Source organism: Streptomyces sp. P9-2 (assembly GCF_051903975.1).
In the GTDB taxonomy this organism is placed as follows: Bacteria; Actinomycetota; Actinomycetes; order Streptomycetales; family Streptomycetaceae; genus Streptomyces; species Streptomyces cellulosae.
Genome location: NZ_CP192633.1, coordinates 483,005 through 498,094 on the forward strand (window position 1 = coordinate 483,005; position 15,090 = coordinate 498,094).

Here is a 15,090-nt window from a genome sequence, read left to right on the forward strand (position 1 = left end):
TGGTGCTCCGACACGCTGGACGCCACGGGTGACTGGTTCTCGGAGAATTCCGACACTCTGCAAGACATCGGCTGGGACCTTCTCGAGACCGGGGCAGGGGCCGGAGGCACTGTACTCGGCGTCGCAGCTGTGGTCGTCGGCGCGGGTGAGTGCGTCGTCGGTGGCATTCCAACGCTCGGCGCCTCATGTGCACTCGGCGCGGCCACCGCCACGGCGGGCGGGGCCCTCGCTATGGAATCGGCGGGCGTCTTCGGCTCAGGTCTTCAGAACCTCTTCGATGACATCGCGAACCTCCGTAGCGCCGACAGCGGATCCTCCGGAGGATTCTCGGCATCCAGTGGCGAGATCGCGTACAACAGCGACGATCTGAGCAGGGCGGCGTTCAATGCACGTGTGAAATCGGGAGTCGGTGACGGTCGGAACGTTGCCGCAGCCTGGGTAGAGGGCCTTGATGCGCCGGTGATCGGTTTCAGCAAGGGCAAGGTAAACGGCAAAGAGTATCACTCGGAAGATGACATCCTGGCCCAGCTCACGGCCATGAAAATCGATCCGAGTAAGATTAGAGCGCTATACAGCGAACGACAGCCCTGCCCCGACAAATGTGACCCCATGTTGGCAAAGACGCTGGAAAATGGGACGCCGGTCTCCTGGTCTGTCCCATGGCACACCAAGACGACGGAATTGGGACTCTTGATGAATCAGCAGTCGAACGAGATGCTGAGCGAGATGATCAGGCGGGCAAAGGGGTACTAGCGGACCCCCTGATCGGATCGTGACATCCTAGGGCCCGGCAACAGGAGGAGAATCCCGTTGCCGGGTCCCCGGTTCCAGCACAGAAGGAGATCTCACATGGTCGACCACATGAGCGAAGAAACCCTTCGCGGCATCCGCGAATTGGCTGAACTCACCACAATGACACTGAAGTCCCACGGCTTTTCCCCGGCATCTGGGGATTGTGGTGGATTTTCCGTGGAGATTGATGCAGGCGACGATGAAGCCGGAGGAGTTTACATTGCATGGAAACTCCCAAACTTGATCTCCTCGAAAGTAAAAGAACTAATCCGGTCACAAGAGTTGCAGTCTCCGTTTCTTGCACGGGTTGCCCAGCACTCGTCTGACATGCAGAAGACGCTCGCGGACTCCCTGCAACTGAGCGGATTCCTCATCGAAGTTGCGGACGATATGCGCCCGTTTGGAATCCGAGTGATCCGCCAAGAACATCGATGACCTCAGGTGGCCCGGGAGGCTTGGTCGTGGGTGCGAAAGGCACCCGAGCTCGCGGAGGCCCGCCCTGAGCTGATCGCCTGGGGTGGGGACGCGAGCGCCGACCTTCTCTGCTGGGATGCCTCGGACGAGGAGCCGGGCAGGTGGCCCGTCCTGGTGTACAACCGGGACGACGGTCTGTGGCGTCGTTACGACTGCGGGATGGTGCAATTCCTCGTGCGCGTCCTGCGGGGAGACTTCGACGAGTGCCCTCTCGGCGATCTCTCACTCTGGGGACGGGAGTCAGCGGTTTTCCTCAACCGCGACGAGGAAGAACGCATGTGGGAAGCCGGACTGGACCCCTGGACGGGCGAGCCGGATCCGTACGCCGGAATGTTCGGACCCTGACCTGACCCATGAATGACGCCTGCACACCACACGGAACATGACAGGTGTCTGTCTCCTGGTGAGTGAATAGCCAGTCCCGGCGGGCCCGTCGAATCCATCGGCGAGCCCGCCTGCTGCGTCCTCGAAGTTTCCGACCGTACTGATCAGCCAACAGCGAGCATGCCTCAGGGACGCCCCATAATGCGCGGGACGAAGAGGAAGACGCCTTCAAGTGGTACCTGGTCGCCGCGCAAGGGGGCCGCGTTCCCGCAATGTGGGTGGTCGCCGCGCTGTACGAGGCCGGCCTCGGGACGGCGGAGGAAAAGGTTCAGGCTGACCGCTGACTTTTGCAGATGATGCACCGAACAAACGGTGACGGATTCCACGAGGCTGAGCCTTGCACCTTCCTTGCGTCGCAGGGTCCACGGGCGAGGACACCGAGCTGAATCTGGAGCAGAACAGCACCGGCACCGTAGTGGCCGACGCGGTCAAGCTGGTCCGTGACAACTCCGCGGACACCGACAACGAGAAGAAGACCTTCACCTACGCCTACGACGTCAATGGCAACCTGACGTCGATCGACGACACCTCCTCCGGGGCGCGGATCGACGCCTACACCGTCGCCTACACGGGCCTCAACCAGGTCCAGAAGGTCACGGAGTCGCTGTCCGGTACGGAGAAGAAGGCGACGTCGTACACCTACGACGCCAACGGCCAGCCCGAGACGGTCACCCACCCGACCCAGCACTCCGCGTACACCTACGACCTGCGCGAACTGGTCAAGACGGTGTCGGTCGGTAAGACGGCGACGGACACCGACCCGAAGGTGACGTCGTACACATACACCGACCGCGGCCAGAAGCTGAAGGAGACCAAGGCCAACGACAACACCGTCGACTACGCCTACTACCTCGACGGCGCGAGCAATGCTCATGACTTGTGGATCGGTCTTCGGGACGGCACGCGAAGGGCGTACCTTCCCGAATGATCCTGTATCGGTCACCAAGTCAGGCCCGCGTTCGCAGCGCGGGTCGGGAAGGCACGCCCGTGCTCAGCGTAGTCAACGAAGACGGCTCCACCGCTACCGGTTCGCTGATCGACGAGATCGTGCGGGAAGGCGCCCGCCGGATGCTCGCCGCCGCTCTGGAAGCGGAAGTCGACCAGTACATAGCCGAGTTGGCTGCCGAGCGGGACGAACGCGGCCACCGTCTGGTGGTGCGTAACGGTCACCACCGTCCCCGCACCGTGACGACAGCGGCCGGCCCGGTCGAGGTCCGCGCCCCGCGAGTGAACGACCGCCGCGTCGACGAGGCGACCGGTGAACGGCAGCGGTTCTCCTCGAAAATCCTTCCGCCCTGGTGCCGCAAGTCCCCGAAGATCAGCGAGGTCCTGCCGCTGCTCTACCTGCACGGGCTGTCCAGCGGTGACTTCGTGCCCGCCCTTGAGCAGTTCCTCGGCTCCGCGGCCGGCCTGTCGGCGGCCACCGTGAACCGGCTCACGAAGCAGTGGCAGGACGACCACACGGCCTTCCAGAACCGGGACCTGTCCGGCACCGACTACGTCTACGTGTGGGCCGACGGCGTCCACCCCAAGGTCCGCCTCGGCCAGGCCCACTCCTGCGTCCTGGTCCTGATGGGCGTGCGTCTGGACGGCACCAAGGAGCTGATCGCGCTGGCCGAGGGGCTGCGGGAGTCGACGGAGTCGTGGGCCGACCTGCTGCGGGACTGCCGACGGCGTGGCATGCGCGATCCGGCCCTCGTCGTGGGCGACGGTGCCATGGGCCTGTGGCGGGCCCTGGCGGAGGTGTTCCCGCAGGCCAGGCACCAAAGGTGCTGGGTCCACAAGACCCGTAATGTCATGAACACGCTACCGAAGTCCACGCAGCCCGGAGCGAAGAAGGCCCTGCAGGAGATCTACAACGCCGAGGACCGCACCCACGCCGAGAAGGCGGCCCGCGCGTTCGAGAAGACCTACGGGGCGAAGTGGCCCAAGGCCGTGAAGAAGATCACCGACGACCTGGACGAGCTCCTGGCGTTCTACGACTTCCCCGCCGAGCACTGGATCCATCTGCGGACCACGAACCCCATCGAGTCCACGTTCTCCACGATCAGGCTGCGGACGAAGGTCACCCGAGGAGCGGGCAGCCCGGCCGCCGCCCTGGCGATGGTGTTCAAGCTCGCCGAGGCCGCCCAGGCCCGCTGGCGGGCGGTCACCGCACCCCACCTCGTCGCCCTCGTCCGCTCCGGCGCCCGCTTCGAAAACGGCCACCTCGTCGAGGACCTCGAAGCCGCCTGAAACTCAACTCACCCACAAGTCTTGACAATTACTCCGACGGCGCGCTGAAGTCGACGGTCGAGAAGAAGGCCGACGGCACCACGCTGGTCGCCTCCCACACCTACGCCTACGACCGCAACAGGCTGCTGTCTGCCACCGCCGACGGGGTCACGGCCAACTACAACTACGACCCCTTCGGGCGCCAGGAGTCGGTAACCTCCGGCGGCAAGGTCATCGAGCGGAGCGTGTACGACGGTTTCGACCACGTCGTGGAGTCCCAGAAGACGGACGACGCCGGCGCGATGAAGTCGACGACGTACACCTTCGACCCGCTGGACCGCACCGCGTCCAAGACCGCGGACGGCAAGACCACCGACTTCGAGTACCTCGGCCTGTCCGGCGAGGTCCTCGACGAGAAGGTCGCCGGCAAACTCACCAAGTCCTACCAGTACAGCCCGTGGGGCGAACGCCTGTCGCAGATCAAGCACAACACCGACGGCACGACCGAAGACGGCTACTACGGCTACAACAGCCACACCGATGTCGAGACCCTCACGGACAGCAGCGGCAACACCAAGGCCACGTACGGCTACACCGCCTACGGCTCCGAGGACGAGTCCGAATTCACGGGCATCGACAAGCCGGACGCCAACGATCCCACGAAGGAGACGTACAACCCCTACCGCTACAACGCCAAGCGCTGGGACGCCCAGTCCGGCACCTATGACATGGGCTTCCGCGACTACAACCCGGGGCTCAACCGCTTCACCACCCGGGACATGTACAACGGCGCCCTGGCCGACATGAACCTCGGTGTGGACCCGTACACCGGAAACCGGTACGCCTTCACCGGGGGCAACCCCACCAGTTTCGTCGAATTCGATGGCCACTTCTCCATCACGGACATCGCGAAGGACGTCCTGAAGTTCGCCGGCAAGAGGAACCCGGTGGGCCTGGTCAGCTCCGTATCGGGCCTGTTGTTCGACTTCGATCCCGTCGGTGACGCCGTTGACACGGTGGTCGGCGAGATCTTCGGAGAGACCGAGTCCCGCTGGTACCAGGCGAAGGACTACGACAAGGGCCGTTTCCTCACCCCTGATGGAGAGGTGGAGACGGATCCGGGCATCGGTTCCGGCGACCTCCCTCCGAGTTGTCTCAACGGTGGGCAGACCTGGGTCTTCTATCAGCCTCTGGACGACCAGGGGCGTGCCACGGGCATGCACGCCTGCCTCAACAAGGGAGACTTCAACTACTCGAAGGACAACGGAGAGGCTGCCTTCCCCGACAATGACGCCACCGCGATCTGGGGCTCCAAGGCGCCCTGGCCCGTCGAGGACTGGGGAGACAACCCGAAGGGCATAAAGTCCGGTATGCACAGGGGGCATCTCCTGGCCCGTCAACTGGGAGGTGACGGTGAGGACCGCAGGAATCTAGTCCCCCTGTATGCCCGCGTCAATACGCCGGAAATGCGGGACATCGAGACCGAGATTGCCGAGCGCATCCAAGGGAATGAGACAATTCTGTACAGTGTAATCCCGGACTACGGAAGCGGTGGAAATGTGCCGACAAGTCTCACCTTGACTGCTGTCGGCAACAAGGGGTATAGACTGAACTACCCCTTGATCAATCAGCCATAGCGAGAAGAGGGAAAATGACCCCTTGGGTCGAAAGAATTGTCGGCGCTACGGGGTGGCAGCCGCGCGACATCCAGATTTCCTGGACTGTTGTGGAGGAAGCTCTGGGTGTCGAGCTGCCGGGCGACTTCAAGGAGTTGTGCGCCACCTTCGGCCGTGGAGAGTTCTCCGGATACGTCACCGTGCTGGCTTCCGCCGGAGGCGAGTCCTCTGCGGTGGTCGACAACCTGCGAAGGCTGCACAGCATCTTCGATCGAAGGCCGACCGCCCGTCGGCTCTACGAGCCCTACGGAGTCCATCCTGAAGGCAGGCTGATTCAGTGGGCGGACACGGCTGATGAGACAGAGTTCTACTGGCTCGTACAGTCGGACAGGCCGGAATCGTGGAAGGTCGTGGCACGTCGGGCTACCGACGAGCCTTGGCACGAACTGGAGATGTCGACATCGGAGTTCCTGTACCGAGTCCTGAAGGACGAGGAATTCGCTCCGTTCGGTATTGCCCGGCAGGTGCCTGAAGCCTCGTTCGAGCCGTTGGAAGAATAGCTGGAAGGGTGGGGGAGCGATCATGTCCCCCGCCCGGCCCGCCGTCCCGATTCGGTCGGGACGGCGGGCCGCCGCCTTTTTTCAGCCTGGATCCACCGATCGCGATCGGGACGTGGAGGGGCTGACGCAGAGAGGTGCTTGCTGAGCTGGGAAGATGGGAGTTCTCACGCTTCCGTCCGGCCCAACCAGCAGGGCACCTCATAAGACCGTGTCCTACGTGGTGAGGCGGACGAGCCGCTTGTAGCAGCACAGGGTGGCGGCGAGTCCGAGAAAGGCCAGGTAGTTGCGGGGATCGCGTTCGTAGCGAGGACTCAGGCGGCGGTAGCCGGACAGCCAGGACATCGTCCGTTCGATGACCCAGCGGCGGCGCCCTAATCGTTCGCTGGACTCGATGCCCTTGCGGGCGATGCGCACGCCGATCCGCTTGCCGCGGAGCCATCTGCGCAGGTCGGCCCGGTCGTAGGCTTTGTCGGCGTGCAGGCGTTGCGGCTTGAAGTACCGGCCGTTGTGGGGGTCGTGTCTCGTTTGGTGACCCTCCACCATCGGCTTCAGTCCTTCGCTGTCGTGGGTGTTGCCGGCGGAGACTCCGACGAGGAGGGGCAGGCCGTTCGTGTCCGACAGGATGTGCATCTTGGAACCCGGCTTGCCCCGGTCCACGGGGCTCGGACCTGTGTGTTCGCCCCCTTTTTCGCCCTCACGTGGGCGGTGTCGAGGACGACGCGGGTGACGTCGATGAGGCCGGCGTCGTCGAGCCGGTGCAGCACGGCTTCGTGCAGCCGGCCCCAGACACCGGCTCTCGACCAGATGAGGAACCGCCGATGGGCGGTCGACTTCGAGACGCCGAAGCAGGGCGGCAACGCCCGCCAGGCGCAGCCGGACACCAGGACGTAGATGATCGCGGCGAACAGCGTCTCATCAGGCGTGTCCTGTGTTCCGCCGCCCTGCGGCCGCACCTTCGACGGCGGGATCAGCGGCTTCGCGATCTCCCACAACCCGTCCGGAACAATCCAACTCCACGTACCCCGCCCCATGAACGAAACAACGACGCCTCACCACGTAGGACACGGTCTAAGACCACCTACGGCTATACCGCCTACGGATCCAACGACGAGTCCGAGTTCACCGGCATCGACAAGCCCGATGCCACCGACCCCACCAAGGAGAACTACAACCCCTACCGCTACAACTCCAAGCGCTGGGACGCTCAGTCCGGCACCTACGACATGGGCTTCCGCGACTACGACCCGGGCCTGAACCGCTTCACCACCCGAGACATGTACAACGGCGCCCTCGCCGACATGGGCCTCGGGACGGACCCGTACACCGGCAATCGGTACGCGTTCACCGGAGGCAACCCCGTCAGCAACGTGGAGCTCGACGGCCACATGCCCGCGCCGATTGATGGCGGTAGCAACACGACCCCCACCGGTGGCTGCGGGACGCCGGGCTTCATCGGGCCGTGCCCGATAGCGGCGGTCGCCCCCACGGTGCAGAACCCCGATTTGCAAAAAGTGCTCACCACGGAAATCTACATAAAGGCCGGCAGCGTCCCCGCCGTCGGAACCGGAAAGGTGAGCGAGGCCGTTGTCAACGAGCTCAGGACCGGTCAGCCGACCAAGGAGCTCTGGCATCTGGCCGATGCTGCCGGTTCGCTCCGGCAGCTGCAGAAGCTGCTCGAAGAAGACCGTAAGAGCAAGAACACGCTGCTGAGCGCCGCCGACCGGAAGATCGCCTTGGCCGAGGCCAAGGAGATCTGGGATGCGTTCGACACGCCTGACTCGACAGGCAAGATCGCGCAGTTGATCAACGACAACCCGGAAATCGGCAAGGCAGTGCAGTCAGCACTCAAGCGCACCGCCGAGTCCGCTTCCATGGCATCGGTGACAGGTGGACAATTTTATGAGGATCCACGCGGGTTCAAGGCTCCCCGACTGACGAACAAACCGAAGATGCCGCGTATCCTGGGCGTGGCAGGCGGGGTTCTCACTATCGGTCAGGCTCCGTCATACGTCAGAACGTATGGGTGGGGACAAGGCGCCTGGGAGATGTTCAAGGACATAGTGGACCCCTTCGGGGTCGCTGATCCCCAGTACCAGCCGAGCATCGCCTGACATCACAGCAGGAACCTGCACCTGTGTGACGTCCGGAGTCCAGGGGGTTGCGATGCGTTCGCATCCCCCTGGGCTCACCCGTTCGTCCCATCAACCCATCACGGATACAGGAAATGAATAATACGGACAGCGAGTTCGTGCGGCAGAGCATCTGGGAACATGTCCCGGAGGCCCGCCCCTTCATCACTGAGCTTGAACAGGAGGAATTGGAGCTCACGAACGGCGAGTGCTCCGATCCCGGCATGTATTCCATGCTGAGTTACGGATTTATCCACCCCGTGTTCCGTCCCGCCCTGGAAAAATGGGCGGAGGAGACCATCGTTCGCTCGGCCCGTTTGATAGAGACACTCCTGGGATCGGGACGCCCTCAGGTGATCGAACTCGTCAGCATTCGCATTACGGATCTTCTGCTGGGGTTCCCTGAACTCTGGGAGCGATTCGCGAGCTACGCGGGCCCTCACATGCAGTTCGAGGCAGATCTACGACGTAAGTACTACCGCTGACTCCAGTCGTCGGTCGGCGGGTGGAAGATCGCCGAGGGTCGTTACGCCGTCTGTCCGAGCATGAGCATCGTCTAACGAGCTCGTGCACGGTAGGCGGTGAGGCGTCGAGCTTCTGACCGTTGATCATGGTTGTGTGGTGGGGAACGCGTCTCGCGCAGCGATCACCAGCGACCGGAGGATCACGGGCCTGTCGGCCGACGTGATCTCTGAACTTGTGGCTGAGCTTGGCCCGTTGTGGCACGACCGGCACCAGGCCAGGCTTGCGTCCCGGCCGCGGAAGCGGGCTGGGCGCGGGTGCGAAGCACCGGTTGGTGTTTGTCGACCGGCTCCTGGCCACGCTCGTGCACCTCCGGCATGCCACCACGCACCACGTGATCGCCTGCTGGTTCGGTGTGGACCGCTCCACCATCACTCGGGCCATCGCAGAGGTGCGGCCCTTGCTCGCCGAGCGAGGGTGCACCATCAGCCAGGGTGTGCGGCTGCGGACCCTGGCCGAGGTCATCGACCACCTCGGTACCAACGGGAAGACCGGCATCATCGACGGCACCGAGATCCGGGTCCGCCGGCCAGCAGCCGGGCACAATGACCGGGACAATTCATCCCCGGCAAGAACAAGCAGAACGCGGTCAAGACCATGGTCGTCACAGACGACGACGGACGCCTGCTCTTCTGCAGCCCCACCAAACCCGGCAGCTGCGCGGACACCACCCACGCCCGCCAGTTAGGGCTGGTCGCGATCCTGGCCGACGGACCCGCGGTGGAGATCCTCGCCGACGCCGGCTACCAGGGCCTGGGCGCCCAGACCGGCGGACGGGTGATCACACCACCACACCGCAAGTTCAAGAAGGAGATGGTGATGTCGCTGGCCGCGAAGGGCCTGACCATCGCGAGTTGCCGCCGTTCTTGCCCGTCGGATCGCGCTGGGCATATCCGAGGTGGTCGGTGATCTCGCCCTCCAGCGCGGACTCCAGCAGCCGCTTGGCCAGCTGCTGCAACAGCCCGCCCTCGCCGGTCAACTGCAGGCCCTCGGCCTGGGCGCGGCTCACCAGCTCGTCGATCGACTGGTCGTCCACGGCCTTCGCCGACACAGCCGCTGCCGACTCGGCAGCGTCCTGCTCAGTTACGTTTCATTGGTCATCAATGCAATCTCATGATCGGGAGTTGCACCGAACGATTGGGTCTGTTCCGTAGTCGGTGGTGACGGAGGGTGTCGTCAGCCCAGGAGGATCCGGTGGCGGAGGGGAGGGAAGCTCGCGCGGCCGTACATCTGGCGCTTGATCAGCTTGGTTTTGTTGTTGACGCCTTCGGTACCGCCGTTGTGGTGCGGCAGGGTGGGGGCGGCGTCGACTGCGGCGCGGTCCTTCTCGAGGCCCCGAGTGAAGACATGCAGGTGGGGCAGGTCCTCGGCCTGGGCCGAGGTGATCCAGGTGCTCAGGAGAGTGGCATTGCCGTCGGCGGGATCCAGCAGCACGACGAAGTGGTGGATGAGGTCGGCCAGAGCGGTCATCTCATGGCAGGCGGTGCGGGCGGCCTCGACACGTTCCCGCTGGTGGTCCTTTAGGCGGTCGGGGCGGGTGAGCAGGTAGCGGGCGAGTCATGGGCGTTTCCGCAGCAGACATCGACTTGCCAGTCCTTGTCATGGCACGTATGGGGGTGAGTTCGGGTAGCGACGACGAGGAGTAGACACGGAGCTGACGTCCACACCGCTGGAACGAAATCCAGTAAGGGCGCGACGGAACCCCACCGACAGCCAGGTCGGTGAGGGCTCCGCGACGTTCGAGGCAACGCCGGCATCGGCCTGGACGGAGCCGTGATCACCGCCGACAGCCCTGCACACCCAGCACAATCACGCCGCCGTCCTGCACGAACGCGGTGCAGCGCCTGCTCGCCCCCACCTTCGTGTCAAGCATCGCGGCCTCCGATGTGCGCGGCCGCGCCTGGCCTTCGGGGCAACCCGTGGGGGTCTGCGGAAGCGGGTGGTGCCCCGGCGCCCTTCCGGCGGTCGGCGACGCTCGTTGGATTCGTTCTTGCCCCCCGGGGGGAGCCACCAGGGCGTGACTGGCCCAAGGACCGCTGCTTTCACTGCCTGATCGTTTCTGGGTGATGCAAGGTGTGCTTCCGGTACGGTTCGCGGCATGACTGACGTGTCCGACGTGGCCCAGGCTTTTGACGACGGAGTCCCGGACCGGGGGCGGGCGTGGGCATTCATCCGCGGTTTCGCCGCTGCCTGGGACGAGCCGCTGACCGAGGACGACGGCACGCCAGCAGCGGAACTGGCGCGGGCCGAGGCGACATTCGGCTGCTCCCTGCCGGCCGCGCTGCGCGAGGTTTACATGCTTCTGGGCTTGCGGTCCAGTCTGGTCGCCAACCAGGATCCACTGCTGCCCCCCGCAGAGATCTTCGTGCATGACCAGTGCGGCGGTGTCCTTGTGTTCCGTAGCGAGAATCAGGGCTGTGCCTTCTGGGGTGTGCGTCTGGGCGACCTTGATCAGGACGATCCGCCGGTGTTCGTCCAGGCGCGGCACGGCTGGGTGCCGTTCTTGGACCGGGTATCCCTTGCCTGCGCCGAGCTCGTACTGAGCGAGGCGCTGTTCGGCGGTGGAGGTCGGCTGTACAACGCGTGTGAGCTGCCGGCGGACCTGCTTGAGGCAGTTCCCGAACGCTTCCAGCGCGTCGCCCTGCCCGACTACCCGATGTGGACGGGGCCGGAGGACTTTCCAGTGCGTTGGTTCTCCGCCCCGGGGCAGTTGCTACGCCTGGACGGCTTGGACGCCCACAGCTGGTTGCACGTCCGGGGCCGGACCCGGGCGGATCTGGAGGCGATCTGCGAGACCGTCCCCGGACGGTGGTCCCTGGGATACACCGAGTCACTGGATGCCGGACCGCTGCCTTTTGAACCGTCATGATTCGGGGCGCCTCTGCGGGAGGTCACGGGGAGGATCCGGCGCCTGCGCAGTTCGCGGCGCTTGGGGGCGGAGGCGCGGCCCATGTCGCCGAGCCGGTGTCGGCGCCCCATCCGGGCCGGGACTTCCTACAGTAGGCCCCCCTGCCTGTCGGAGCGGCGGAACGCATGCGGCGCCCCGAGGTAAGCGCACGAAACCAGGGCTCTGCGGACCGTGGTCGGGACCACAACGCAGGTCGTCAAGTGCCTGTCGGGAGGGATGCCATGATGCTCACCCTGAGGAGGCAGACATGACCGGGGAAGACGAGCTGGAGGCGCTGCGACAGGCGATGCCGCCCACGGCACCGAGCAACGCGTCGGTCGACTGGGATCAGTTCGGCCGGTCCTGGGGCAAGCAGTTCCCCTCCGACTACTGTCGGTTCATCGACGTCTACGGGTACGGCTCGATCGAGAGGTACCTGGCGGTCCTGAAACCGGAGCCCGAAGGCACGGTGACGGAGAACTCCGACATGGCCAACGAGACCGAGATGGCCCGGGAGGCTTGGTCATGGGTACGGAAGGCCCCCGAGCTCGCGGAGGCCCGCCCTGAGCTGATCGCCTGGGGTGGAGACGCGAGCGCCGACCTTCTCTGCTGGGATGCCTCGGACGAGGACCCGGGCAGGTGGCCCGTCCTGGTGTACAACCGGGGCGACGGTCTGTGGCGTCGTTACGACTGCGGGATGGTGCAGTTCCTCGTGCGCGTCCTGCGGGGTGGCTTCGACGAGTGCCCTCTCGGTGATCTCTCACTCTGGGGACGGGAGTCAGCGGCTTTCCTGAACCGGCACGAGGAAGAACGCATGTGGGAAGCCGGACTGGACCCCTGGACGGGCGAGCCGGATCCGTACGCCGGAATGTTCGGACCCTGACCCATGAATGACGCGTGCTCACCACGCACGTGAAACGGCAGGTGTCTGCCTCCTGGTGAACAACTGCTCCCGGTCTCTCTGCCATCGGTGTGGTCCCGTAACTACGCCCCTCAAAATCCCTTCTTCGCGCCGATTTCCTAGTCCGGGCCCTGTCGCGGATCACACCATGTGGTAGGAAACGCGTGAGTGTTACACCTTCCCTGCGTCGAAGGGTCTCCACACAATGCGGTCGTCCCCGCAACCGCTCAGAGGCGAACAGCCGTACAGCGCGGCCAGTTGGCTGGTCGGTTGGGCGGTGTTCCTTTCGTCCGGCTTCGTGGCGTCCGTCCTCCTCAACAGCGCGTGGGTCGACTGCGACATCGGGGTCAACGCGTCGGCCAACCTCGGAAGTCTCGTAGTCGCATCGATGGTCATGGCCACCGTGTCGACGTCCGTGTGGGCTCTGATGCGCTGGGCCACCGGCCGGCGTCGGCTGCTGACTCCGTTCCTCCTGACCACCGCGACGGGCATCCTGCTTCTCTGGCCCTTCATGGCGTTCTGGCGCGCGCCCGACGGCTACCCCGTCTCTACCTGTCCACCGGACAATGTTCCGCCCTGGTGGCCCACATGGCTTCCGCTGTGAGGCCGGCCCCATGGGGGCCGGCGCTTCTCCGCGTCGCAGCCTCGCTGTGCCTTGTACTCACCGGTGCGCTGGTCGCGGGGTGTGGCACGCATGCCGGTTCGACGCCGGAGCAGGACGTCCGGCGGGACGCGAAGGTCATCCGGCAGTACTTTCCCGAACTGGGCACCGTCGAAGAGGTCGTGTGGACGGGTGAGCTGTTGGGTGACGCCAGGGCCGCGTTGCCGGGGCCCACGGACTTCCGGTTCTCCGGGATGGTCCGGCTGACCGCGTCCGACACCCGGCGGCTGCGGAGCGAGTACACCTGGCAGGGCGCTTCTGAAGGTCCAGCCGTGCTGGCCGGCATTCGACCGTACGTTCCCGCCCAGGCGGATTGGAAGGCCAGTGATGAGTTCACCGCGACCGTCACCGAAGGTCGTTACGCCGGGACCTTCCACATCGACTTCCAGAAGAACACTCTCGTGTTCGATGCGACGAATCCCCGGAAGAAGGTGTGAGTGGCGTCCTTCATTCGAGCGTGAGCATGGCCTCGGTGATCTCGTCGATCGCCGTATCGGGGATCGCCGTGGCGGCCTCCTCGAGGACGAGCAGCCGTGCCCCGGGGATCTCGCGCGCGATCGCCTCGGCGTTGCCGACGGGGAAGAACCGGTCGCGGCGGCCGTGGACGACGAGCGTGGGGAGCTTGATCTCGGGCAGGCGCTCGCGCCAGCGGGGTGAACAGTCAAGCCTGGAGAACACCATGCCCAGTTGGTTGGCCATGTGGACCGCCGGTGCGGTGCCGGGCGTGCGGTCCCAGATGCGCGCGGCGACCGCGCGTGCGGCGACGGGGTCGTCGCCGAGGATCTCCGCCCCGGCGGCGGCGAAGTCCGCGACCGCCTCGCGGTCGCTCCAGTCGGGCATCGGGTGCCCGAACAGCCGGCTCATCGTCGCCTGGTCGTGGTCGGGGAGGTCGTCGTCGGGCGGGCCGGGCGCGACCGCGCGGGTGCCGGCCAGCGTGAGCGCCGAGAAGGCGTCCGGGTGGTCGAGCGCGGCGACCTGGGCGACCATCCCGCCGACGCCGATCCCGGCGAGGTGCGCGGGCCGGCCGCCGAGCGCGTCGGCGAGGGCCACCGCGTCGGCGGCGAGGTCGCGCAGGGTGTAGGCGGGAGCCTCCGGGTCGCGCGTCGTCGACGCGCCGCTGTCCCGCAGGTCGTAGCGCACGACGCGGCGCCCGCCGGCGGCGAGGCGCTCGCACAGCGCGTCGGGCCAGGAGAGCATCGTCGTCCCTCCCACGAGCAGGACGAGCGGCGCGTCGTCGTCACCGAACGACTCGACGCCCAAGGTGACCCCGTTGGCTTTGACGGTGGTGGTGTGACCAGTCATGACAGAGCAGACTCCATCCGCCGCCCGGATTCATCGCTCACGCGCCGGACGACCGGAGCACCCTCCGGCGGCTGCCCCGCTCCATGTCAGTGGGCGGCCCTAGGATCACGCCGGATCCATGAGACAGAGGGGGCGACCGTGGGTGCCAGTGGGTGGGAGTACGTCACCGCGTACGAAGGCAGCGTCCAGAAGTCGCTGGAGGCGTTGCACTGCCGGGTCTTCGACGAGTACTACGGCCACGACGACACGTACGGCTGCCTGGACGACCTCTGGTCCGACGAAGAGTTGATGGGTGAGGAGGGGACGCACTCCATCCTCGACATCCAGCGTGTCGTCCACTCGACGACGGCGCCGAAGCCGCTCAACGTCGAGGACTACGGGACACTGCGTCCCCTGGCGCCGGAACGCGTTCTCCACCACTTCGGCACCGCCCGGCCGACGCCTGTTCGGTTCGCGGAACTCCTCGACCACGCCCGCACGGCCAACCGACTCCCGCCCGACCCCGAGGAGACGCTGCTGGACGAGTGCCGTATGCGGTGGACGGGCGTGTACGTCCTCCTCTACGCCGATGACCAGCCCGAGCCGACCCACCTGGGCATCTTCGGATACTCGGGCAACTGAGCCGTCCCGCGGCTCCCCCATTGTTTC

The 15,090-nt window shown here is 65.5% G+C and carries 16 protein-coding genes and 5 pseudogenes; 17 read left to right on the forward strand and 4 right to left on the reverse strand.

Annotation, left to right across the window (positions count from 1 at the left end):
* The first annotated feature begins 15 nt into the window (after positions 1 to 15).
* The 8 genes and pseudogenes from ACQY0Z_RS02180 (at position 16) to ACQY0Z_RS02215 (ending at position 6,040) form a co-directional block, all read left to right on the forward strand.
* Entirely contained in the window at positions 16 to 753 is a 738-nt protein-coding gene (locus ACQY0Z_RS02180) for a nucleic acid/nucleotide deaminase domain-containing protein (protein WP_337657416.1), read from the forward strand.
* A gap of 96 nt (positions 754 to 849) precedes the next feature.
* Positions 850 to 1,227, forward strand: a complete 378-nt coding sequence (locus ACQY0Z_RS02185) for a hypothetical protein (protein ID WP_155553692.1) — start codon at positions 850 to 852, stop codon at positions 1,225 to 1,227.
* 30 nt (positions 1,228 to 1,257) lie between these two features.
* Positions 1,258 to 1,611, forward strand: a complete 354-nt coding sequence (locus ACQY0Z_RS02190; protein WP_439811768.1) for a hypothetical protein — start codon at positions 1,258 to 1,260, stop codon at positions 1,609 to 1,611.
* 418 nt (positions 1,612 to 2,029) lie between these two features.
* Positions 2,030 to 2,512 (forward strand): annotated as a pseudogene (locus ACQY0Z_RS02195) (hypothetical protein); the annotation flags it as partial.
* 125 nt (positions 2,513 to 2,637) lie between these two features.
* Positions 2,638 to 3,885: an IS256 family transposase gene (locus ACQY0Z_RS02200; protein ID WP_159674542.1), complete on the forward strand. Its 1,248-nt coding sequence runs from the start codon at positions 2,638 to 2,640 to the stop codon at positions 3,883 to 3,885.
* A 98-nt stretch (positions 3,886 to 3,983) separates the two neighbouring features.
* Positions 3,984 to 4,754, forward strand: a pseudogene (locus tag ACQY0Z_RS02205) (RHS repeat-associated core domain-containing protein); the annotation flags it as partial.
* Between the two features lie 57 nt (positions 4,755 to 4,811).
* On the forward strand, positions 4,812 to 5,501 hold the full coding sequence (locus tag ACQY0Z_RS02210) for a DNA/RNA non-specific endonuclease (protein WP_439813338.1): 690 nt from the start codon (positions 4,812 to 4,814) through the stop codon (positions 5,499 to 5,501).
* 14 nt (positions 5,502 to 5,515) lie between these two features.
* Positions 5,516 to 6,040 (forward strand): SMI1/KNR4 family protein, encoded by a 525-nt coding sequence (locus ACQY0Z_RS02215; protein WP_086699568.1) that lies wholly within the window; start codon positions 5,516 to 5,518, stop codon positions 6,038 to 6,040.
* A 213-nt stretch (positions 6,041 to 6,253) separates the two neighbouring features.
* On the opposite strand, the gene ACQY0Z_RS02220 is transcribed toward ACQY0Z_RS02215, so the two are convergent.
* Positions 6,254 to 7,071 (reverse strand): IS5 family transposase gene (locus ACQY0Z_RS02220; protein WP_161233103.1). Its coding sequence is split into 2 segments (ribosomal slippage): positions 6,254 to 6,729 and positions 6,729 to 7,071, totalling 819 coding nucleotides; the frame shifts between segments, so codons are not numbered across the junction.
* A 36-nt stretch (positions 7,072 to 7,107) separates the two neighbouring features.
* Between ACQY0Z_RS02220 and ACQY0Z_RS02225 the strand changes: the two are divergent.
* The 4 genes and pseudogenes from ACQY0Z_RS02225 to ACQY0Z_RS02240 form a co-directional block, all read left to right on the forward strand.
* A pseudogene (locus ACQY0Z_RS02225) lies at positions 7,108 to 7,428 on the forward strand (RHS repeat-associated core domain-containing protein); the annotation flags it as partial.
* Between the two features lie 860 nt (positions 7,429 to 8,288).
* On the forward strand, positions 8,289 to 8,654 hold the full coding sequence (locus ACQY0Z_RS02230) for a hypothetical protein (protein WP_147474372.1): 366 nt from the start codon (positions 8,289 to 8,291) through the stop codon (positions 8,652 to 8,654).
* 341 nt (positions 8,655 to 8,995) lie between these two features.
* A pseudogene (locus tag ACQY0Z_RS02235) lies at positions 8,996 to 9,052 on the forward strand (hypothetical protein); the annotation flags it as partial.
* 200 nt (positions 9,053 to 9,252) lie between these two features.
* On the forward strand, positions 9,253 to 9,600 hold the full coding sequence (locus ACQY0Z_RS02240; protein WP_342636679.1) for a transposase family protein: 348 nt from the start codon (positions 9,253 to 9,255) through the stop codon (positions 9,598 to 9,600).
* On the opposite strand, the pseudogene ACQY0Z_RS02245 reads toward ACQY0Z_RS02240, so the two are convergent.
* Positions 9,539 to 9,742: pseudogene (locus ACQY0Z_RS02245) on the reverse strand (IS256 family transposase); the annotation flags it as partial. The gene ACQY0Z_RS02240 and the pseudogene ACQY0Z_RS02245 overlap by 62 nt on opposite strands.
* Before the next feature lie 125 nt (positions 9,743 to 9,867).
* Positions 9,868 to 10,236: a transposase gene (locus tag ACQY0Z_RS02250; RefSeq protein WP_078504720.1), complete on the reverse strand. Its 369-nt coding sequence runs from the start codon at positions 10,234 to 10,236 to the stop codon at positions 9,868 to 9,870.
* A gap of 553 nt (positions 10,237 to 10,789) precedes the next feature.
* Here ACQY0Z_RS02250 and ACQY0Z_RS02255 point away from each other — a divergent pair.
* The 4 genes from ACQY0Z_RS02255 (at position 10,790) to ACQY0Z_RS02270 (ending at position 13,577) form a co-directional block, all read left to right on the forward strand.
* Positions 10,790 to 11,560 (forward strand): hypothetical protein, encoded by a 771-nt coding sequence (locus ACQY0Z_RS02255; protein ID WP_019527952.1) that lies wholly within the window; start codon positions 10,790 to 10,792, stop codon positions 11,558 to 11,560.
* A gap of 286 nt (positions 11,561 to 11,846) precedes the next feature.
* Positions 11,847 to 12,461, forward strand: a complete 615-nt coding sequence (locus ACQY0Z_RS02260; protein WP_137210754.1) for an SMI1/KNR4 family protein — start codon at positions 11,847 to 11,849, stop codon at positions 12,459 to 12,461.
* Between the two features lie 295 nt (positions 12,462 to 12,756).
* Complete coding sequence (locus ACQY0Z_RS02265; RefSeq protein WP_137210755.1) at positions 12,757 to 13,083, forward strand: hypothetical protein; 327 nt, start codon at positions 12,757 to 12,759, stop codon at positions 13,081 to 13,083.
* A complete protein-coding gene (locus tag ACQY0Z_RS02270) occupies positions 13,068 to 13,577 on the forward strand; it encodes a hypothetical protein (RefSeq protein ID WP_189906658.1) in 510 nt (169 codons plus the stop codon). Before ACQY0Z_RS02265 ends, ACQY0Z_RS02270 begins: the two co-directional genes overlap by 16 nt.
* Before the next feature lie 10 nt (positions 13,578 to 13,587).
* On the opposite strand, the gene ACQY0Z_RS02275 is transcribed toward ACQY0Z_RS02270, so the two are convergent.
* A complete protein-coding gene (locus ACQY0Z_RS02275) occupies positions 13,588 to 14,442 on the reverse strand; it encodes an alpha/beta fold hydrolase (protein WP_189906656.1) in 855 nt (284 codons plus the stop codon).
* Positions 14,443 to 14,580: 138 nt separating this feature from the next.
* Between ACQY0Z_RS02275 and ACQY0Z_RS02280 the strand changes: the two genes are divergently transcribed.
* Positions 14,581 to 15,063 (forward strand): hypothetical protein, encoded by a 483-nt coding sequence (locus ACQY0Z_RS02280; RefSeq protein ID WP_189906237.1) that lies wholly within the window; start codon positions 14,581 to 14,583, stop codon positions 15,061 to 15,063.
* Positions 15,064 to 15,090 lie beyond the last annotated feature (27 nt).

Excerpts from the sequence above, each read along its gene's own strand:
- ACQY0Z_RS02275 (WP_189906656.1), bottom strand. The coding sequence starts at position 14,442 with ATGACTGGTCACACCACCACCGTCAAAGCCAACGGGGTCACCTTGGGC.
- ACQY0Z_RS02270 (WP_189906658.1), top strand. The coding sequence starts at position 13,068 with ATGGCTTCCGCTGTGAGGCCGGCCCCATGGGGGCCGGCGCTTCTCCGC.
- ACQY0Z_RS02215 (WP_086699568.1), top strand. The coding sequence starts at position 5,516 with ATGACCCCTTGGGTCGAAAGAATTGTCGGCGCTACGGGGTGGCAGCCG.
- ACQY0Z_RS02185 (WP_155553692.1), top strand. The coding sequence starts at position 850 with ATGGTCGACCACATGAGCGAAGAAACCCTTCGCGGCATCCGCGAATTG.
- ACQY0Z_RS02255 (WP_019527952.1), top strand. The coding sequence starts at position 10,790 with ATGACTGACGTGTCCGACGTGGCCCAGGCTTTTGACGACGGAGTCCCG.
- ACQY0Z_RS02260 (WP_137210754.1), top strand. The coding sequence starts at position 11,847 with ATGACCGGGGAAGACGAGCTGGAGGCGCTGCGACAGGCGATGCCGCCC.